The sequence below is a fragment of the Agarivorans sp. Alg241-V36 genome (assembly GCF_900537085.1).
Classification (GTDB): Bacteria; Pseudomonadota; Gammaproteobacteria; order Enterobacterales; family Celerinatantimonadaceae; genus Agarivorans.
Genome location: NZ_UNRE01000004.1, coordinates 221,579 through 241,680, shown reverse-complemented (window position 1 = coordinate 241,680; position 20,102 = coordinate 221,579). Strand labels below are relative to the sequence as shown.

14 protein-coding genes and 1 tRNA gene are annotated in these 20,102 nt (G+C 44.8%); 8 read left to right on the top strand and 7 right to left on the bottom strand.

From position 1 onward, the window contains the following. Positions 1-47: 47 nt before the first annotated feature. From G6R11_RS11015 to G6R11_RS11005, 3 genes are all read left to right on the top strand, one after another. Positions 48-830, top strand: a complete 783-nt coding sequence (locus G6R11_RS11015) for a 1-acylglycerol-3-phosphate O-acyltransferase (protein ID WP_163133128.1) — start codon at positions 48-50, stop codon at positions 828-830. Beyond that, complete coding sequence (gene rraB / locus G6R11_RS11010; RefSeq protein WP_163133127.1) at positions 827-1,201, top strand: ribonuclease E inhibitor RraB; 375 nt, start codon at positions 827-829, stop codon at positions 1,199-1,201. The genes G6R11_RS11015 and rraB overlap by 4 nt, the downstream gene beginning before the upstream one ends. An 85-nt stretch (positions 1,202-1,286) precedes the next feature. Then, the gene (locus G6R11_RS11005) at positions 1,287-2,033 is read left to right on the top strand and encodes an ABC transporter substrate-binding protein (RefSeq protein ID WP_163133126.1); all 747 of its coding nucleotides are present in this window, start codon (positions 1,287-1,289) and stop codon (positions 2,031-2,033) included. A 44-nt stretch (positions 2,034-2,077) separates the two neighbouring features. Here G6R11_RS11005 and G6R11_RS11000 read toward each other — a convergent pair whose 3' ends face one another. The 5 genes from G6R11_RS11000 to pepA form a co-directional block, all read right to left on the bottom strand. Continuing rightward, positions 2,078-2,779, bottom strand: a complete 702-nt coding sequence (locus G6R11_RS11000; protein ID WP_163133125.1) for a DUF445 domain-containing protein — start codon at positions 2,777-2,779, stop codon at positions 2,078-2,080. Between the two features lie 163 nt (positions 2,780-2,942). Then, positions 2,943-5,642: a hypothetical protein gene (locus G6R11_RS10995; RefSeq protein WP_163133124.1), complete on the bottom strand. Its 2,700-nt coding sequence runs from the start codon at positions 5,640-5,642 to the stop codon at positions 2,943-2,945. A gap of 192 nt (positions 5,643-5,834) precedes the next feature. Continuing rightward, the gene (locus G6R11_RS10990; protein WP_163133123.1) at positions 5,835-8,696 is read right to left on the bottom strand and encodes a valine--tRNA ligase; all 2,862 of its coding nucleotides are present in this window, start codon (positions 8,694-8,696) and stop codon (positions 5,835-5,837) included. Between the two features lie 14 nt (positions 8,697-8,710). Next, positions 8,711-9,157, bottom strand: coding sequence for a DNA polymerase III subunit chi (locus tag G6R11_RS10985; RefSeq protein WP_163133122.1), 447 nt, complete (start codon positions 9,155-9,157; stop codon positions 8,711-8,713). A gap of 125 nt (positions 9,158-9,282) precedes the next feature. Continuing rightward, on the bottom strand, positions 9,283-10,791 hold the full coding sequence (gene pepA / locus G6R11_RS10980; RefSeq protein ID WP_163133121.1) for a leucyl aminopeptidase: 1,509 nt from the start codon (positions 10,789-10,791) through the stop codon (positions 9,283-9,285). A gap of 192 nt (positions 10,792-10,983) precedes the next feature. Here pepA and lptF point away from each other — a divergent pair, with 192 nt between their 5' ends. Next, on the top strand, positions 10,984-12,099 hold the full coding sequence (gene lptF / locus G6R11_RS10975) for an LPS export ABC transporter permease LptF (protein ID WP_163133120.1): 1,116 nt from the start codon (positions 10,984-10,986) through the stop codon (positions 12,097-12,099). After that, on the top strand, positions 12,083-13,150 hold the full coding sequence (lptG, locus tag G6R11_RS10970; protein ID WP_163133119.1) for an LPS export ABC transporter permease LptG: 1,068 nt from the start codon (positions 12,083-12,085) through the stop codon (positions 13,148-13,150). Before lptF ends, lptG begins: the two co-directional genes overlap by 17 nt. Positions 13,151-13,152: 2 nt before the next feature. On the opposite strand, the gene G6R11_RS10965 is transcribed toward lptG, so the two are convergent. Next, complete coding sequence (locus tag G6R11_RS10965) at positions 13,153-13,623, bottom strand: RDD family protein (protein WP_163133118.1); 471 nt, start codon at positions 13,621-13,623, stop codon at positions 13,153-13,155. 211 nt (positions 13,624-13,834) lie between these two features. On the opposite strand from G6R11_RS10965, the gene G6R11_RS10960 reads away from it, so the two are divergent. From G6R11_RS10960 to G6R11_RS10950, 3 genes are all read left to right on the top strand, one after another. Next, positions 13,835-13,921 (top strand) — tRNA-Leu (locus tag G6R11_RS10960). Positions 13,922-14,343: 422 nt separating this feature from the next. Then, a complete protein-coding gene (locus tag G6R11_RS10955) occupies positions 14,344-15,708 on the top strand; it encodes a glycoside hydrolase family 30 beta sandwich domain-containing protein (RefSeq protein WP_163133117.1) in 1,365 nt (454 codons plus the stop codon). A 527-nt stretch (positions 15,709-16,235) separates the two neighbouring features. Next, the gene (locus G6R11_RS10950; RefSeq protein ID WP_163133116.1) at positions 16,236-18,287 is read left to right on the top strand and encodes a glycoside hydrolase family 16 protein; all 2,052 of its coding nucleotides are present in this window, start codon (positions 16,236-16,238) and stop codon (positions 18,285-18,287) included. Between the two features lie 74 nt (positions 18,288-18,361). Here the strand turns inward: G6R11_RS10950 and G6R11_RS10945 are convergent, their stop codons facing one another. Continuing rightward, positions 18,362-19,954, bottom strand: coding sequence for a glycoside hydrolase family 16 protein (locus G6R11_RS10945; protein ID WP_240352445.1), 1,593 nt, complete (start codon positions 19,952-19,954; stop codon positions 18,362-18,364). Positions 19,955-20,102: the final 148 nt, after the last annotated feature.

Here is a 20,102-nt window from a genome sequence, read left to right as displayed (position 1 = left end):
ACCTAAATGACAGCGCGTATACTGCGGGCTGTTTTAATGGGGGTGCCATGTTAGCCGTAATTCGAATTTTGTTTATTGCCTTGGTAATGCTGACGGCATTTCCGTTTGTGATTTTGTATTGTTTAACGCGACCTCGCCATCCTGATTTAGTGCATCAAATTGGTGTACTTATCGCAAAATGTGGCCGCTTTGTGGGTATCGATGTGGAGCTTAGATATTTAAGCGACGATATTCCCGATAAAGCAGTGTGGATCGCCAACCATCAAAACAGCTACGACATGTTCACTCTACCTTTTGCTTTGCGCAAAGGTGTGGTGTCGATTGGCAAAAAAAGCCTAGCTAAAATTCCATTTTTTGGCCAAATCTACTGGATCACCGGTAACATTCTTATTGACCGAGACCGCCGTAGTAAAGCTGCTGATACCATTAAACAGGCTGCTGAAGCTATCGATAAGCGCCACCTTTCTGTGTGGATGTTCCCAGAAGGAACTCGTAGCTACGGCCGTGGTTTACAAGCCTTTAAAACCGGCGCTTTTCATTTAGCCTTGCAGGCTAAGGTGCCAATGTTGCCAATTTGCTGTTCGTCTACTCATGGCCAAGTAAAGCTTAACCGCTGGAACAACGGTAAAGTGATTGTAGAAGTGGGCAAGCCGATTGATGTCAGCCAATGGAAAGAAAACCTACGTGCCGAAATTACCCAGCTGCACGATACTATGGAACAACGCATCTATGAGCTAACCATGGAAGCGCGTGGCGAAGCTGCCGATTACCAAGAAGTTCATAAGAAACAAGTCGAATTAAATCAAGCCACGGTGGGAGAACAAGCATGAGCCTGCAACAAGTAATAAATGACTGGCAAGAAGAAACCGATCTGATTATTCAAGAGTTGTTGGCCGATGGCAGCGATCCTGACGCTGAATACACCATTGAGCATCACATCGCCAGCAAAGACTTTAAAGTGCTTGAGAAAGCCGCTGTAGACGTTTTTAAAGCCGGTTTTGAAGTAAGCGATGCCGAAGAAGCCGAATTAGAAGATGGCGGCAAGGTATGGTGTTTTGATGTGATAATTGAGGCATCTCTAGAAGCGGAAGGCATCAAAGAAGACATTGAAACCTTAGCCAAAATCGCTGAGAAGCATAAAGTGATTTACGATGGTTGGGGCACCTATTTCGAGTCTGGCGAAGAAGACGACGAGCAATAAGTTTCAGTTATAGATGATTAGAAGGCGCATTTAGCGCCTTTTTTTTTGACTACACTATTACCAAGATAAGCCTAAAGGACTAGCTGTGACACGACTACGGATATTGCTTTGTTTGCTACTAAGCACACCTGTTTGGGCGCAACAAACCCTTATGACCGCAAATGCGCATTGGCCGCCATGGCGAACCATTGAAGCCGACGGTAGCTTAAGTGGAATAGAAATAGAGTTGCTTAAGGTTGTAAGTGAGCGCTTAGATTTACAGTTACACACCAAGGGCTGCGGCTGGAAACGTTGCTTAAAACACATGATGGTGGGTGAAAGTGATGTAATGACAGGGCTCTACCGAAATGCTGAGCGCGAACAGTACATGGCGTTTGTGGAGCCTGCTTATCGCAGTTTTCAAAGTATTTGTTTTTACTTGAAAAACGATAGCCAGCATCAAGTGAATAGCTATCAAGACTTGGGCAAGTTAACTATTTCGGTGCAAAGCAAAGTGGCATACTTTGAGCGTTTTGACCAAGACCAAGCGCTGAGCAAGCATGAAGTGATTGATGACTTGTCGGCGTTTCGTTTACTCAAAGGTCAAAGAGTTGATGCGGTAGTGATGTCTTGTGTGGAAGGGGATTACTTCCTAAAAGAGCAGGGTATTAGTTCATGGTTTAAACATGCTGATTATCGCCAGCAAACACGGCGTCCTGTTTATTTAGCGATCTCCAAGTTATCACCGCTACTGGAGCGTCAGCAAGAGTTCTCAAACTTACTGCAAGCTATGTTAGATAGTGGAGAGATAGAAGCCTTGATAGCAGGAAAACAGCTAGCCGCAAGCAACTAGCTGGATGTTATACCAATCGTACTTAGTGTTATTGGTATTAAAACTTACACTAGGCCATGGATTAGGCCAAACACTCCACCAAAAACGCCGCCCCAAACTACCAGCCAGCCTAGGTGTTTGCGAATCATCTCTTGAATGATTTGTTTAACCAACTGCGGTGTGAGTTCAGCAAGCCGCTGCTCGATGATTAAGGTGATTTTTTGCTGCACGTCACCTAGATGCTCAGGCTGTTCTAATTCTTCTCTTAGTGCTTCGCTAAACTGCTCATCTTCGCTAATTTCAATCACTGCATCTTTTAGCTTGTCAACAAAGGGTTGTTCAAGAGGAGCTAATGCTTCCTTACCACCAACCATTGCTAGCATGCCGCCAAAAGACGAGCCTTCAATGGTTTCAACTAAGGCATGGTAAGCCGGGCTGAAGTCGGTTTTATCAATCACCGGGCGCAGGTTTAGTTGCACGGCTTTACCACTGGCGTCGGACAGGAAGCGGTCGATATTCTCTGCAGTGAAAAACTGGCTAAGCATTAATTGCTTGATACCGGCTTTAAAGTCGTCAAAACGGGCAGGAATAACCCCAGAACCATATAAACCGGGCACTTTTTCAAACAACATATGTATTGCTATCCAATTGGTGACTGCCCCAGATACGGCAAATAAACCAATTGAGAACACTAAGGCATGGTTAGCTAAGTATCCAAACACGACTAAAGCTAAAGTGACTAAATTGGTAACTAAGCTCTTGTTCATTTATTCCTCTGAGTGATTCGAAAAATTGCAGCTGATACTTTAGAGCTAGTGGCAGCAGAAAGTCGGTTATTCTAGCGTAACAATAGTAGGAGGGCTATGCAGAAAAAGCCCCCGAATAATCAGGGGCTGTAGAAAGTATTATGTAGTCGAAAGTTGCTAGTGTTTACTCTGCTACGTATTGAATATCGGCTTGGTCATAAGTTATAACAGCGCCTTTGTTTCCGGTTAGAGTGGCGGCCATGTCATCCTCATACGCCTTCTCATTCCCTTTGTGTATAACAAAGTTAGCACAAGTTGCTGAATCATAGACTTCTATCTCAAACCTAGCAGCTATCACATCACCATTTAAGCTGCTATGAGTGGTAAAGCTGCTTGGTAATAGCGGCGATTCCCATTCGGTAATAATCTCCCCATTTTCATGACCTACATATGTGTCTTGGCAGGGGGCGTGATTCCAAATGTGGATACCCCAACCATCAAAGTCTGCCTCAGTAGCATCTACATCAAGTATGAAGTCGATGTAGTACTCTTTGGTTTGAGGTATTATGGCCTCTAATTCAGTTAATTTGGCTTCCGCTTCCGCTTGGGATTGGAAGAAGTAATTAGGCTCACTGCTTCTTCCTGCAAAATAAGTAAAGAAGCTACCTGTTTCAGCGTCAAACTCAACAAGTGGTAACTCTACTGGTTCAATGCAATAGCTTTCATTACTACAAATAGCACCAGAACCATGAGGGCTCATGGCAAACATCCCACCGGACTCAGCTATAAATACTAGGTCTGTACCTTCCTCGTCTAGCGTTAACTCTTCAAGAGTCCAGTTAGGCTGCAGATCGAGGGCGTTCTCAGACCAGACATTGTACCAAGTACGAGCTTGTCCATCTTCGTCATAAATGAAGCTGCTAGTGAATAGTTCTCGGTTGTAGGTACTGAGGCTTTCAATATGTTCTTCGGTAATATTTTCAAATGTAATATCGCTTTCTAAAGTTACGGCCAGCTGTTCAGCCAAATCAGTAACATTTAAACTCCCGATTTCTGCAAACTCATGCCCAACCCATAGGTTAAAGTCTGGAGACTCTAGTTGCCAGTATGTAACTTTGTGGCCAACATTTTCCTCAACGACAGTGAAATCATAGGCTTCTAGCGCGTAATGAGTCCAGTTTGCGACTTCAATAGTGAGTTCGTCGCTTAGATAGCTACTAGTAGAAGTGAATTCATGGAATAGCTCTTTATCTTCTCCTGCTGTTAATGTTTCATCTTCGAGTACGTAACGTTTACCGTTTGTGGTTTTTGTTTTTACTCCGTCAACAGTCTCAGTGGTCGTTTCTTTTTCGTACCAATAGCTTATCAGCGGACCTCCATCATAACGATAATCCGCATATTCTTCCCAAATATCATCACCGCGCCAAGCCCAAACTGGGTTAGCATTTATAATGGTAGTGGAGCCCGAGGCATAGCTAACTTGCTCGCTGCGCTCGTTAATGCTGCCATCTGCACCCCAGTCTTTTTCTACTATGTGGATGGTTCTATCGAGGTTGGTTGTTGTAGAGCGCATTTCCATGTACTTGGGTGAAGAGCTATCTAACGATTCAAAACTATCTGCTTGGTATTCATGGAAGTTATAAGTATTAACTAAGTTTCCTGATTCGGTAAGCTCCGTTTTATCGCGCTTATATTGAATCATATCGATTTCACTTAAATCTTTTTCAGCTACTGCCGTAACGATGTCAATATTATCGTATACGCGCCCTAAATCTTGTAAGCTAGCATCATCATCACTTGGATTGCCTTCATCGAAATACTCAATGAATTCCCAAGTTTTCATATCTTCAGAAACTTCACCGATGCTGTAGGATTGACCGAAGAATAAAGCATTACCATCGCCATTTTTGTCGATGTTGAACTTAGTAAGGGCCGTGAAGCCGCCTTGTCCATCCAAGTTTTGGGTTACGGAGTAGCGTTCATAAGCAATTGGCTCGCCAGACCCATCTACTTTGAGGGTGTAGTCACTTTCGCAGAAGTACTTAACCCCTGACTTTTCAACAGCTCTTGAGCCATCTTCGTTGACGGTGATGACTTCTTGCCACTCTACCAATAGGTGTAATAGCTCACCGGTGTGCCATTCTACAAAGCTCTCGCGGGTGGAGCCGGTTTTGACAATTTGACCATCTTCAGCTTGCTCTTCAGCTTCTTTCTGGCGTTGATGGTCTTTTTGTAGTTCTTTAACTCGCTGTTCTGCTACTCCACGCAATTCTTCACGTAGCTCTGCATCAACATTACCTTCATCTAAGAAGTCTCCGAGCAAAGCTTCTTTATCGTCTACACCGTACTCCTCTGCCAGCTCGGCCTTAGCTCCTTGTAACTCGGCCAATAGCTGAGATAGCTCCACGGTACCTGCTACGACTTGCTCAAGTGTTTCTTCGACTTTGCTGTTTAAATCAGTTGTGAAAGGTGTGATTGCGGCTGCGGGAGGAGTCGTATGAATACTTAGAGCTGTTAATGGTGGTGTTGAAAGTAAAACTGGCGAATCACTAAACTCTTCACCAGTGTCTAAGTCTACCGCTCCATCTCCGACGTAGGCGCGAATTGGTGCTTTTTGAGCTTGCTCGATTTGAGTTTCAAGCACCGTTAATTGGTAACTACCTGTGTTGTCAGAAGTTGTGAAAGGTTCGCCCTCATCTAGCTGGCGGTTTAGGTTCAAATCAAGGTAAACGATGGCACCTTGAATGTAGCCGTCAATAACTTTTCCGCTGACATTGACGCTTTCGACTGGAGTTACGCCATTATTTGTTTCGCTGCCGCTTCCTCCGCATGCGACAAGAGCAGAAGTAATTGATAATGTTAGAAGATGTTTTTTGAGATGCATAAGGATCCTTCCCTGTTTTACTACGTTTTTATAATGCTCCGCAAAGTTACCCTAATCCAATTATCGATTTATTGAACTGAGTATTAATAAAGTTATTAATCTAAAAAAAATATTAGAAATATGATCTATAACGAAAAAATCCCTCTTGAACAGTGCCAAAGAGGGATTCTATCTAAGCTTTATAGCTAGGATTTAAAGGGCGGCGATGGTCTCTTGTTGAGCAACCAACTTAGCTTTAGCACTTTCCATTTCTTCTAGCTTGGCGCGCTCTTTGGCAATTACTTGCTCTGGTGCGTTGGCTACAAATTTTTGGTTAGACAGTTTGCCAGATACTTTCGCTAACTCTTTTTCCAGTTTCTCTAGCTGCTTGCCAATACGGGCTAGCTCGGCTTCTTTATCGATAAGGCCAGCCATTGGAATAAGAATTTCCATGTCACCTAAGATAGCTGTAGCAGAAGTCGGTGCCGATTCACCTTCGAGAATTGCTGTAGTGCTTTCTAACTTAGCCAGAGAAGCCAAGAATGGTGCGTTGTCATTTAAGCGACGTAAGTCTTCGCTAGAAGCGTTTTTCAGCAGTACATTCAGAGGCTTGTTCGGGCTAATATCCATCTCACCTCGGATCTGGCGAATAGCGAGAGTGAATTGTTTTAGCCACTCAAGATCTGTAACCGCGGCTTTGTCTAAGCGAGTTGCGTCAAACTCAGGGAAGCCTTGCAGCATAATGCTATCACAGGCCTGCGCCTTACCGGCTAATGGAGCCACTTGGCGCCAAATAGTTTCGGTAATGTAAGGGGTAATAGGGTGCATTAGGCGCAATAGGCTTTCTAGTACGTTTAACAAGGTATAACGGGTACCTCGTTGCTGGGCTTCGTTACCTTTAAACAATACTGGTTTGGTTAGCTCAAGGTACCAACCACAGAACTGGTTCTTGGTGAACTCAAAAATGACTTGCGCGGCAATGTCAAAGCGGTAAGTATCTAGCGCTTCGCGATAAGCTTTAATGGTTTGCTGGTATTGGCCTTCAATCCAGCGATCCGCTAAAGAGAATTCCATCTCGCCACCGTCTTTGCCGCAATCTTGCTCTTCGGTGTTCATCAATACGTAGCGGCTGGCATTCCATAACTTGTTACAGAAGCTGCGGTAACCGTCTAAGCGGCTCATGTCCCAGTTAATGTCGCGACCAGTGGTGGCCATGGCGGCTAGGGTGAAACGCAGTGCGTCGGTACCGTGGGCTTCAATACCGTCTTCAAAGGTTTTACGGGTATCTTTTTCAATTTTTTTGGCAAGCTGTGGCTGCATCATGTTGCCACAACGTTTAGTTACCAAGCTTTCTAAATCGATGCCGTCGATCATGTCTAATGGGTCAAGTACGTTGCCCTTAGATTTCGACATTTTGTCGCCGTTTTCATCACGAATAAGGCCGGTTACATATACCGTTTTAAAGGGTACTTGTGGCTTGTTGTTTTCGTCTTTGATGAAGTACATGGTCATCATGATCATTCTGGCTACCCAGAAGAAAATGATGTCGAAACCAGTGACTAATACATCGCTAGGGTGGAAGGTGGCTAGGTTAGGTGTTTTTTCCGGCCAGCCTTGAGTAGCGAAAGTCCATAGACCTGAAGAGAACCAGGTATCAAGTACGTCGTCATCTTGGCGCAGCGTTACATCATCGGCTAAGCCATGTTTGCTGCGAACTTCAGCTTCGTTACGACCAACATACACTTTGCCGCTTTCGTCGTACCAAGCCGGAATACGGTGGCCCCACCAAAGTTGGCGAGAGATACACCAATCTTGAATATCGCGCATCCACGAGAAGTACATGTTCTCGTATTGCTGAGGAACAAATTTAATATCGCCATTCTCAACCGCTTCTGTTGCTGTTTTAGCAAGGGGTGCGGCGCGCACATACCATTGGTCGGTAAGCATTGGCTCAATCACCACACCACCACGGTCACCATAAGGTACGGTGTTATTGTGGTCGGCTACTTCTTCTAATAAACCTAGCTCGTCAAACTTGGCCACAATGGCTTTACGAGCGGCAAAGCGCTCTAAACCTTGGTACTCAGTAGGGATGTCTGTTGAGTAAGCATCTGAAGGCTCGCCATTGGTGGTAAATACTTCCGCAGCGTCACGGATGTCGGCATTCAAAGTAAGAATGTTGATCATCGGCAGTTGATGGCGCTTACCTACCTCACAGTCATTAAAGTCATGAGCAGGGGTGATTTTTACACAGCCAGTGCCTTTTTCCATGTCGGCATGTTCATCACCTACAATTGGAATACGGCGGCCAACTAGCGGTAGCTCAATGAATTTACCAATTAGGCTGTTGTAGCGCGGATCTTCTGGGTTAACCGCTACGCCTGTATCACCTAACATGGTTTCTGGGCGGGTAGTGGCAACGACCAAATAGTCTTTACCTTCGCTGGTGGTTTCGCCATCGGCCAGCGGGTAACGCAAGTGCCACATGTGGCCTTTTTGTTCTTTGTTTTCTACTTCTAAATCAGAAATAGCGGTGTGCAGCTTTGGATCCCAGTTTACTAGGCGCTTGCCACGGTAAATAAGATCGTCTTCGTAAAGGCGCACAAAGGCTTCTTCAACGGCTTTAGACATGCCGTCGTCCATGGTGAAGCGCTCACGTTCCCAGTCTACCGATGCGCCTAAGCGACGTAGCTGTTTGGTAATTGTGCCACCAGACTCTGCCTTCCAATCCCAAATTTTATCGATAAAAGCTTCACGGCCGTAGTCGTGTTTAGTTTTATCTTCTTCGGCTGCAATTTTGCGCTCAACTACCATTTGGGTAGCAATACCGGCGTGGTCAGTACCTACTTGCCACAAGGTGTTTTTACCTTGCATGCGTTGGTAGCGGATCAAGGTATCCATAATGGTGTCTTGAAAGGCATGTCCCATATGCAAGCTGCCAGTGACGTTTGGCGGTGGGATCATAATGCTATAGGCTTCTTTTGAAGTATCGCCATGCGGCTTAAAGTGGCCTTGTTGTTCCCATTCTTGATATAGCGCTTGTTCAATTGCGCTTGGGTTGTAGGTCTTTTCCATTGGATGTACTGACTCTATGTAATTTCTGGGTTTGTGTACGCTGCGGTGTCTAATTGTAGACCCTGTTGGCGATACACTCGATAACGTTCTCTAGCCGCAGCCTTGCCGGTTTCATCTGCTGGCACAAAATCGATAATATGCTGAAAATTTCTGGCAAAATCTGGTGCCGTATCTGTGAGATTCACTAAACACTGGCGACGTTGCCTAGGTGCCTGCCATGATATCTCGACAGGCGCCCCTCCTTGGGGGCCTTCACCACTGAGGTTATGCGGTACAAATTGCTCTGGCTCAAATTGCCAAAGTACTTCATCTAGGCGCTCTGCATGCTGCTTAGACGAGGTATAAACCTGTATGCGCTCACCGTTTCGATAGTATTGTGCAAGCACGTTGCACACTATTTTATCGAAGGCTTCGCTGTCAGTGGTGACAGAATCGGGCATGATATAAAATTTCGCTTTCATACGCTAGAGACTACTTGTTTGAAATATGCACGGCAATGCTTAGTTTTAGGCCTTTGAGCAAGAGTTTTTGCCCAAAAAAGAAAAGAGGGAGCTAATGCTCCCTTTTTACGAATAAGCGCTGTGGCTTATTCTTCGATTTCTTGGTCAGTTTTGCTGATTAAGAATTGGGTAAGTAATGGCACGGGGCGGCCGGTTGCGCCTTTCTCGCCACCGCTTTTCCAAGCTGTACCGGCAATATCGAGGTGAGCCCAGTTGTACTTTTTGGTAAAGCGCGACAAGAAACAAGCTGCGGTAATAGAGCCGGCAGTTTTTCCGCCAATATTGGCCATGTCGGCAAAGTTGCTGTTTAGCTGCTCTTGGTACTCTTCACCTAGTGGTAATCGCCAAGTTTTGTCGCCACTTTGCTCGGCACAGTTAAGCAAGTCGTGAGCTAGCGGATTATGCGGAGTCATTAAACCAGTGGTGTGATGGCCCAGTGCAACCACACAAGCGCCGGTTAGAGTGGCTACGTCAATCACTAGCTCTGGCTCGTAACGCTCTACATAAGTAAGTACATCACACAATACCATGCGGCCTTCGGCATCGGTATTTAGCACTTCTACAGTAATGCCTGACATAGTGGTGATAACATCACCTGGGCGATAAGCGTTGCCACCAGGCATATTTTCGCAACCAGCTAGAATACCAGTCACTTTAAGCGGCAGTTGTAACTCGGCCAAGGCTTTCATGGTGCCGTAAACACCCGCCGCGCCGCCCATGTCGTATTTCATCTCATCCATGCCTGCGCCTGGTTTTAATGAAATACCGCCGGAGTCAAACGTCAGCCCTTTACCTACCAATACAATCGGTTTTTGATCTTCGCAGCCCGGTGCACAATACTCAATCACACTCATGATTGATTCGTTGTCTGAGCCACGGCCAACGGCTAAGTAAGAATCCATTTTAAGTGCCGCCATTTGGGCTTCACCTAGGGTGGTAACTTTTACGTTGTCGTAATTGCTTTGTAGCTCTTTAGCTTGATCAGCCAAATACGCAGGATTACAAATGTTAGGTGGCAAGTTGGCTAGGTCTTTAGCGTGCTTAACCCCTTGGGCGACTGCTAAACCATGTTGCACAGCGCTTTCACCAATGGTGAGCTCGCGGCGGGTAGGTACGTTAAATACAATTTTACGTAGCGGACGACGAGTTTCTTCACGGTTGCTTTTAAGCATATCAAAGCTGTAGAGCGTTTCTTGGGTGGTTTCTACCGCTTGGCGAACCTTCCAATAAGTGTTGCGCGATTTAACATGCAACTCAGGTAAGAAACACACCGCTTCCATAGAGCCGGTTTCGTTTAAGGTATTAATGGTTTTGGTAATGATTTGGCGGTATTGGCGCTCGTTTAATTCACGCTCTTTACCACAGCCAACCAATAATACGCGCTCGCTTAATACATTAGGTACATGGTGCAACAACAGTACTTGGCCAGCTTTACCTTCTAAATCACCGCGACGTAATAAGGCGCTAATATAGCCGTCGCTAATTTTGTCGAGTTGTTCGGCAACGGGCGATAAACGACGTGGTTCGTACACACCTACAACAATACACGCACTACGTTGCTTCTCCGGGCTACCGCTTTTTACGCTAAACTCCATGAATACTCCTACAATCTCCAAAACTGGGTTAAGATAGCTTACCTGCTAGAACGGGCGGCCGATTCTATCTACTGTTTAAATAAATATGAGCTATACAGGCACATATTGCTATGTGAAACTGTAAAAAATAGAAAGTTTATCTGAATTTTTTGCTATTACCAGCAAAGTTCTATGTTTGAAGTGAATGACTGAGTGCTAATATTCCGTTACTTATTTAAAGAAACAGCAAAAACCCAACTAGCGGTGTTGGCTGTTTTATTATTGATTTTTACCTCGCAAAAGTTTGTTCGAGTCTTGTCTCAAGCAGCTGAAGGCAATGTTGCAGGTGAAATTATCGCCAAGGTCATGTTGTTGAACATGCCTGCCTTTTTGATTCTTATCCTACCAATTAGCATGTTTATTGGTGTTTTGGTGGCTCATGGTCGCTTATACGCCGATAGTGAAATGGTAGTGCTGCATGCCTGCGGCTACAGTACTGCCCAATTGCTGCGTGACACCATGGTGTTGGGCTTGTTGTCTACCTTAGCTGCTGGTTTTAATACACTGTACTTGAGCCCTTATACCAATGAGTTAGAACAACAATTGTTTGACCAAATGGACGCAGAAGCCGGAATATCGGTACTGGTGCAAGGGCGCTTTGAATCCTTGGGTGGCGGGGTGGTGACCTTTGTGGAGCAAATCGAAAACAAAGGCCAGCATCTTGAAAAAGTATTTGTAGCGCATACCCCAGCAGAGGGCAGTGATACTCGCCCGTCGGTGGTAATGGCGGAAGAAGGTGGTATTGAAAGACGCACTGATGGCTCTCAATGGATGGTGCTTAGTAACGGCAAACGTTATGAGCAAGCACCAGAAGAGCTGGACTACAGTATTTTGCACTTCGAGCGTTATCGAGTGTACTTGCGAGAGCAAGAAGGCAACCAATCGCAGCGCCGTTTGTGGTCTTTGCCCACTAAGCAATTAATTGGCTCTGACGATTTAACACAAATCGCCGAGTTACAATGGCGTATTTCGCTGCCGCTTACCATTCCAATCTTAACTCTAATGGTGGTGCCTTTAGCGGTGGTTAATCCACGCCAAGGTCGTTACGCTAAACTACTGCCTGCTATTTTACTGTATTTAAGCTATTACTTGATGCTAAGCGCCGCCAGAAGTGCTTTAGAAGAAGGCAAGATATCGCCCGAAGTCGGCTTGTGGTCGGTGCATTTACTGATGCTATTTATAGCGCTTGGTTATCTATTCTTACGTAGTGAATACTATTTAAAAGTTCGCGGAAAAGTTAAAGGAAAGGCCTGTGTTTCGGATAATTGATTGGTATATAGGCCGCACCATCATCATGTCGAGCTTGCTGGTACTGGTTACTTTGCAAAGCCTCAGCATGATTGTGAAGTTCGTCGAACAGCTGGGCAGTGTAGGTCAAGGTGATTACCAAATTGCAGATGCACTTTGGTATGTATTACTTAGCGTGCCCCGTGAGCTAGAAATCTTCTTTCCAATGGCCGCTTTGTTAGGATCATTAATTGGCTTGGGTTCGCTCGCCAGCACCAGTGAGTTGGTGGTTATGCAAAGCTCTGGCTTATCGCGTTTTAACATTGCTGTTGCCGTGCTTAAAACAGCGGTTCCAATGATGATAGTAATGATGTTATTGGGTGAGTATGTGGCTCCACGTGCCGACATGGCCGCCAAAGAACTGCGCTCAAGTAAAATGTCGGGCGGTGCTATGGTGGCCGTGCAACGCGGGGTATGGGCTAAAGATGGCGAAAGCTTTGTTAATATTGGTGAAGTTCAAGAAAGCAAAGAGCTATTTAATATCACCATTTATCGTTTTAATGACGACGCCGAGCTATATCAACAAGTAGAAGGCAATCAAGCATTTTATGATACCAACCGCTGGTTAATTCGTGAAGCTAAGGTGATTGATTTTAGCGATGATGGCGTGGTTGAAACTCGTTATGAGAACTACCCTTGGAGCAGTACCTTAACCCCCGATAAACTCAGCGTGGTAACCATTAAACCTCACGATTTGTCTATCTCTGGCATGTACTCTTACATCGGCTATTTAAAACAAAATCGCCAAGATCCCGCGCGTTACGAACTGGCATTAGCACGTAAGCTAATGATGCCTGTGCTTACCGGTATTATGATGCTGTTGGCCTTATCCTTTGTATTTGGGCCGCTGCGAAGCTCGAGTATGGGCGCTAAAATAATGTTGGGAGTAGTGGCTGGATTTAGTTATTACATCTTAGATCAAGTGCTTGGTTCAATGAGCCTTGTGTATGGTGTGCACCCCTATGTTAGTGCCGCAATACCTAGCGTATTGGTACTAGGTATTGCCTTCTTCTTAATTAATCGTAGAACCTAGCGCTACTTTTTAGGTAAGGTCACCACTTGGCATCTGCCCCAAATGTCTTGGAAGGCGGTATTGTCTTTGGTGACTATTACCATCAAATTGCCCACGCCCAATGCTGAAGTAAACAAACGAATTAGCGCTTGGGTATAAGAGATATTTGAGCCGTCTTTATTCTGTACTCGCAAGCGCCATGCGCGCATACCAATAGTTTGGCCATGGTTATGCCAAAACCAGATATAAAACATAATGATGCTGCCCCAAATTAAGCCCTGAAACCAAATTTGGCTAACCATATAAGTAGAGTGCTCCATGCCCTCAGGTAAGGTAATTACACCTATGCTGGTAGCAATAGCCACCATTGCTAAGCCAAGCATGGTGGCTACCATGCCAATAGCAACAGCCATTAAAGCATCGTAGATATATGCCCCTAACCGGCGAAAGAAACCTGCGGTTGGCAGAGAAGTGGTAGCGCTAGCGTTAGCCATTGTTTTATTGCCTCTAATTAGTTTCCTGTATGGTAGCAAATCTCGGCTGGCTGAGAATTAATCTGAGCAGTAAAATCCGCCACTTTCTATAACTAAGCGCTTGCTAGCACAATTCTTAAACACTTAGTGGGCTTAAAAACAAAAAGCGCTTGCCAATCTAAAAACGCAGCTTATAATGCCAATCACTCGCTAAGGCGAGTAAAAAATAAATGCCAGAGTGATGAAATTGGTAGACATAGGGGATTCAAAATCCCCCGCTAGTGATAGCGTGCCGGTTCAAGTCCGGCCTCTGGTACCAAATTAAGAATTGAGGATGCCCTAGGGCATCCTTTTTTCGTTTTAGAATCAACGTTTACCTCCATTGTCAGTCCTGAGACGGTTAATGTTGACCATATTGACCGCGAGTACTAGTCAATTAAAGCTTTAAACTCATTCTGGAATTGATAACTTATTTGTAGCGTTAGCCTAGTGTTATTGCTTATGCAGCCTAGCGCTTGTGAGCTTGTATTTAGTAAGCGCTTCCTTTATTTTTAGCTGGAAAACGAAAGAATATCGACATTGCTTTCCAGCTTTGTGTTCTAAATGTCTTTTATTTAAAGGCTTTGGTGTGATTTTCCTTTTCTTGGTTGGCTTCTTATTTTGTGATTTAGGCAGATTGAAAAAGAAAGCGCTTTCATTGTAACCTGTGCTCAGTTTAGATAAACAAGGTTGAGTGAGTAAATGAAAGCAACACACTATAGAACACTTGAGCGCACGGGTGAGCGTTGGGCAGAAAAAGCAGCAGTGCAATTTAAGCCTCATTACAAAGTGCAGCAATCAATGATTGCAGTTAACTCCAAAGAAAAATATCAAAGTCATATCGGCTTTGGTGGCGCATTTACCGAAGCGGCAGCCAGTACTTTCCACGAGATGCCAGAAGCCTTGCAAGAGGAGTTTATTAAGGCCTATTTTAATAAAGAGCAGGGCTTGGGGTATGTGCTAGGGCGTGTTGCTATTCATTCCTGTGATTTTGCTTTAGGCAATTACACCTATATCGAAGAAGGGGATAGTGAGCTTAAAAGCTTTGATCTTTCTCACGAAGAGCAGTGGGTTATTCCAATGATCAAGCGGGCTGCTGAACAGGCAGGACAGCCCATTACTATGTTGGCATCGCCTTGGAGCCCGCCGGCATTTATGAAATCTAACGGTGAAATGAACTACGGCGGAAAACTGTTGGCTGAATATCAGCAGTCCTGGGCCAGCTATTACACCAAGTTTATCGAACAGATGGAGCTGCGCGGCGTACCTATCTGGGGCATTAGTATTCAAAACGAGCCAGAAGCCGATCAAATCTGGGATTCGTGTTTTTATTCTGCCGAAGAAGAGCGCGACTTTATTAAGAATTACCTTGGCCCAACTATGTATGCTGCAGGCTACCAAGATAAAGCCATTGTTATTTGGGACCATAACCGTGATGTGATGGTGCAGCGAACAGCCATTGTGCTTAGTGACCCAGAGGCGGCCAAGTATGTGTGGGGCGTGGGCAATCATTGGTACGTGAGTGAAGACTTCGATAATCTTTCTATGGTGCATCACCTTTACCCAGACACTCACCTTATCTTTACCGAAGGTTGCGTAGAGTTAACCGATACCTCGGTAGATAAGAATGATAAAAGTGGCTACTTAGGTGCTTGGGGTAATGGTGAGCGTTATGGCAGAAACATTATTGGTGATTTCAACAACTATTCAGAAGGCTGGATTGACTGGAATTTGCTGTTAAATGAACAAGGCGGGCCAAATCACGTAGAGAACTACTGCGAAGCGCCCATTATGTATAACCGCCAGACAAAATCGCTGATTTACAATAACTCGTATTACTACATTGGCCATTTATCTCGCTATGTTGAGATTGGCGCTAAGCGAATTAAAACCCAAGTAATCGGCGAAAACTTGCATGCTGTGAGCTTTGAAAATAGTAATGGTGAGCGGGTAGTCGTGGTTCAAAATGAGGGGCATGTAGCCAAGCTTACTTTGGTAGTTGACGGCTTAGGTGCTGAGCTGTCTTTAGCGAATAACTCGATCAGTACCTTTGTGTTAAAAGCATAACCACTTGTTGGCTTATAGCTCTTTATTTGCGTAGCGCAAAAAAGCACCCTTGGGTGCTTTTAAATATTAAATGAAGGGAGACTTCTGCTTGTTTGTTTAACCCTGTATCAATATCTGCAGTACTATTACGGACAAGCAATTACCCCATTTTTCGTCCTAAACGTGATTAACTATTTGACCACGTTGTACAGCTGTTCGTTGCTCAATATCGCCTCTTGATTAGGTGGTCACAGTCTCTATGCCACTACAACTTCAATGCACTCTCTTTTGTTAAAGCAGCTTTTGCATGTTTCAGAATAAGCTTTATTTAGTAAGCGCTTTCTATTTTTTTTGAAAAAAAGATCCAGGTTAATCTTTATTTACACCTTAGTACGCGGAAGTCAATCGACCTATAACTCTTTGTTAATTGTGAGTTTGTACGCATATATGCGCAGAACTTAGACTGTCTTTAATTGTATGGTTTTAAGCCTAATTCAACAATGCTATAAAGAAAGCGCTTTCAAAATTAACAAGACAAGGATGACAACATGAATGTTAAGTTTTGTTGTAAGGTGGCGGCGCTTCCTGTGCCGTTGCTGTTACTTGCCTGTGGGTCTACAGAGCAAGCTAATCAGTCGGTAGGTGTTTTGCCACAGCCGGTAGGTAGCCCAGCGGCGTATTGGCAATTAGTCTGGAATGATGAATTTGATACCGATTCAATAGACCTGCGTAAGTGGAATATAGAAGAGCACTGTTGGGGAGGTGGAGGTGCTAGCCAGCAATGTTATACCAAACGAAAAGCCAATTTACAGGTAGCTGAAGGTAGTTTAAAACTGCTGGCTAAAAAGGGCAGCTTTACCGGGCGAAGCCTACCCAATGGCGATAAACGAATTACTAAGACTCAGCCTTATACCTCAGCAAAGTTAAGCACTAAAGGTAAAGTAGATTGGCGGTATGGCAGAGTTGAAGTACGCGCCAAACTACCGCAAGGGCAAGGTACCTGGCCTGCTATTTGGATGTTGCCCTTCGAGGATAAATACGGGAAGTGGCCAGCATCTGGCGAGATTGACATCGTAGAGGCAGTGAACCTAAAAACACCTAGCGATGCGAAAGGGACTGCCGATGCGGCCTTGGAGGGGCGTTTATATGGCAGCTTGCATTATGGACGAGCTATGCCTGAAAACTTGCGTTCTGGAAAAGACTATCAGTTGCCTAATGGGGTTAACCCGGCTGATGGTTTTCACACTTATACAGTAGAGTGGGAAGAAGGAGAAATCCGTTGGTTTATCGACAATGTTCATTATGCGACTCAGCGTCAAGACGAGTGGTATAGCCAATATCGCAACAATGGTCACTTGGTGACAGCCGAAGGAGCAGCACCTTTCGACCAAGCCTTTTACCTTGGGTTGAATCTTGATGTAGGAGGCTCATGGGCTGAGAATGCTAATGCCACAGGGGTAGATAATGATATTTTTCCACAAGCATTAGAGGTGGATTATGTGCGAGTTTATCAGTGTACTGTGGAGCGAAGTAGCGGTAAAGGCTGCAATAGCGTACCGCAAGAAGCAAACCTAGTAGAAGGCTTTAGACCCCCGGTTAGCGCTACTGTAGATACACAGTTTGCAGCAGGTCCTCGTTTCACTTTATTTGATGATGAACTGAACTATAGCTTAATGCTAAATAGTTATGACCCCAGAAATGCGATGCGCTATAAGTTAATTGAAGATCTTCATCGTGGGCAGGTTATCGAAATTAGTAAAGCTGGCAAAGATGGTAATGTGCATTTAACCGCACCTGAAACCAATATGAACCATTGGCAGGAAGGCGGGCAACTCATCTTTGATTTAAAACTGCTTAGTCAAGATAAAGGCGCTAGTTTGTTGGTGAAAATGGATAGCGGTTGGCCTCATGCTAGTGATTTTGAAGTTGATTTGCCGGCGCTAGATACCTGGACTGAAGTGAGGATAAATGTGGCTGATTTAGCCGCTAGAGGGAATAGCCTGGTGTCTGGCAAGTCGGTTGATTTGACCAAAGTGGTTAATTTGTTTGTTATCGAGCCTACAGCAAGTATGGATCTGCAAATAGACAAACTACGCTTTGAGTACCCTGAAGCCAGTTTGCCATTTAACTTTAGCCAACGTGGCTTGGCATACTATTTCTCAGATTTTGGCGGCAATAATAGTCAATTAATTCAAGATCCTAGTAAACAGCGTAGCCGTGTGGCGCTTACTCGTAAATCAGCCAATGCTGCTGGTTGGGCGGGAACCAGTTTAGGAGAGGGCGCTGGTTTTTCCCAGCCTATTCAATTAGATGAGCTTAAGCCAACCATGAGCTTGTGGGTTTACTCTCCTGCTGTAGCAACGCCAGTAAGGTTAAAGATAACCGACAGTAAGCAACCAGATAGTTTTGCCGAAGTTGAAGTGCTTACTCAAAGCCAAGGGCAGTGGGAGCAGCTAGTGTTTGACTTTAGCCAAGCCACTCCAAGCTGGCAGAGTGATACTCGCTACAACAAAGTAACTTTGTTTTTTAACTATGGGGTGCGCGGAGCAGAGGCCGGAGAACAAGTTTTCTACTGGGATCAACTGAAGGTAGGCAGCTAAAGCTGTTTGAAGAGCATTAAGTAAAAAGGGGAGAAGCCTAAGCTTCTCCCCTTTTTTATGCCGATTTTATAGGGCTATTTTTTTTCGAATCGAATGTTATCTAATTTGAAGGTCATTTTGTCGCTTGGTTCAAATACTAATAGATTACTGATTGCTGCAATGTCAGCTTTTTTACCTGCTGCATGGCTATTTCCGCCAGCTAGAATATCTTTAATATTTAAGCGAACTTCTTTCCATTCACCGGCTGCTGGCAGTGGCACTTCAACATCACTGGTGTGTGGCCATCCGCTATCGATTTTCACAAGGAGTTTGGCGCTGCTAGCTTGCTCTTCAACTTTAATATCAAAGATGAGCTGTCCGCTTTCTAGCCAGTGGCTTAAATCGGTAAGAGGTGCTCTAAAGTAAATATTACCGGCTCCACTGCTCTTACTCACTTCAATCACTTTGCCGCGACCTGCTTCGTCAACTTCCGAGTACTTAACCGTGTCTACTGGGTTGTAGCTTTCAAAGGCTAAGGATTTATTTAGGCTATCGCTGTAAATATCCAATAGAGGGCCATCAGCATAGGCATCATCTACCGCTAGAATAGCGGGTGGTGTTACGCCTGGAACCATAACTGCGTCATCTGATTTAGCTGCACAGCCCTTACCTTTCCAGCGATCAACACTGCAGCGGTAAACTTTTACTGAATCAATCGAAAAGGTTTGTGGAAAGATTGACTCATCAATTCCGCCTTCATTGGCCTTCGCTGCCCAGTTACCGCCTACTGCAAGGTTAAGCAGTAAGTGGAATTTTTGATTAAACGGAGCTTCTGATTCTGCGTTTACCAACATGCCATCTTTCTCATATTGGCTATACCAGCCCTCGTGAGTTTGTGTCGCGTAGTGGTAGTTATCTACATACCAGCGAATTTCACCTTCTTCCCACTCAATAGCATAAGTATGGTAGTCATCTGCTGGGTTAGCGCCATTTGGCAGCTTTACACCTTGACCTACGTGAGCATTGTCTGGCCATTTTTTGCCAAAGTGTAGGGTGCCGTGGATCCGCGATTCAGGCTCGCCAATAGCGCCAGTTTCGTCGGACTTTGCCTTTAGGTTTACTGCTTCCATAATGTCGATTTCACCCGATGCAGCCCAGCCACCGTATACCCAGTCGGAAGGTAGCATCCAAATAGCTGGCCAAGTACCTTGACCTGACGGCAGTTTAGCGCGGATCTCAAAGCGACCGTATTTCCATTCTTTCTTGTTTAAGGTGCGTAAACGGGCAGATGTGAATGGAAGGGTTTTGTTTAAGCCTTTTTTACCATCAGGGTTATCAGGACCGGTGAAGTTTCCTTTCTTGGCAACAATATTAAGTTTGCCGTCTTCAACAAAGGCATTAACCTTGCGCTCGGTATAACATTGCTGCTCGTTGTTACCGCCACCCCAACAGTTTTCTTCAAAGCCCCATTTGCGGGTATCAATTTCGTCACCGTCAAATTCGTCGCTCCAAATCAGTTTCCATTTGTCACTTGGAGTGACCGGCTCGCCAGTAATTTCTTTGGCTGGCTTAGTTTGAACCAAGCCACTACTTCCGTCTGAAGAAGACGAAGTGGAACCACAGGCCGTAAGTGTGGTGGCTAGCGCTAGTGCTGAGAGTTTTCCAACAGAACTCGGCTTAATCATCATTATTCTTCCTTGCTAAGCTAAAATCATTTTGTAAGCGCTTTCTTTATAGCATTTGTGTGGGTTGCTTTAAATATCGTCGTTTTGGATCTGCCTAATTGTCATCTATATTTGCGTATTGCTTCACAAAAGCTAGTGTTTGAGGGGGCTT

What these genes read in the sequence shown, in the direction of transcription:
- G6R11_RS11015 (WP_163133128.1), top strand. Translation starts at nt 48, where the DNA reads ATGTTAGCCGTAATTCGAATTTTGTTTATTGCCTTGGTAATGCTGACG.
- rraB (WP_163133127.1), top strand. Translation starts at nt 827, where the DNA reads ATGAGCCTGCAACAAGTAATAAATGACTGGCAAGAAGAAACCGATCTG.
- G6R11_RS11000 (WP_163133125.1), bottom strand. Translation starts at nt 2,779, where the DNA reads ATGAACAAGAGCTTAGTTACCAATTTAGTCACTTTAGCTTTAGTCGTG.
- G6R11_RS10995 (WP_163133124.1), bottom strand. Translation starts at nt 5,642, where the DNA reads ATGCATCTCAAAAAACATCTTCTAACATTATCAATTACTTCTGCTCTT.
- G6R11_RS10990 (WP_163133123.1), bottom strand. Translation starts at nt 8,696, where the DNA reads ATGGAAAAGACCTACAACCCAAGCGCAATTGAACAAGCGCTATATCAA.
- G6R11_RS10985 (WP_163133122.1), bottom strand. Translation starts at nt 9,157, where the DNA reads ATGAAAGCGAAATTTTATATCATGCCCGATTCTGTCACCACTGACAGC.
- pepA (WP_163133121.1), bottom strand. Translation starts at nt 10,791, where the DNA reads ATGGAGTTTAGCGTAAAAAGCGGTAGCCCGGAGAAGCAACGTAGTGCG.
- G6R11_RS10965 (WP_163133118.1), bottom strand. Translation starts at nt 13,623, where the DNA reads ATGGCTAACGCTAGCGCTACCACTTCTCTGCCAACCGCAGGTTTCTTT.
- G6R11_RS10955 (WP_163133117.1), top strand. Translation starts at nt 14,344, where the DNA reads ATGAAAGCAACACACTATAGAACACTTGAGCGCACGGGTGAGCGTTGG.
- G6R11_RS10950 (WP_163133116.1), top strand. Translation starts at nt 16,236, where the DNA reads ATGAATGTTAAGTTTTGTTGTAAGGTGGCGGCGCTTCCTGTGCCGTTG.
- G6R11_RS10945 (WP_240352445.1), bottom strand. Translation starts at nt 19,954, where the DNA reads ATGATGATTAAGCCGAGTTCTGTTGGAAAACTCTCAGCACTAGCGCTA.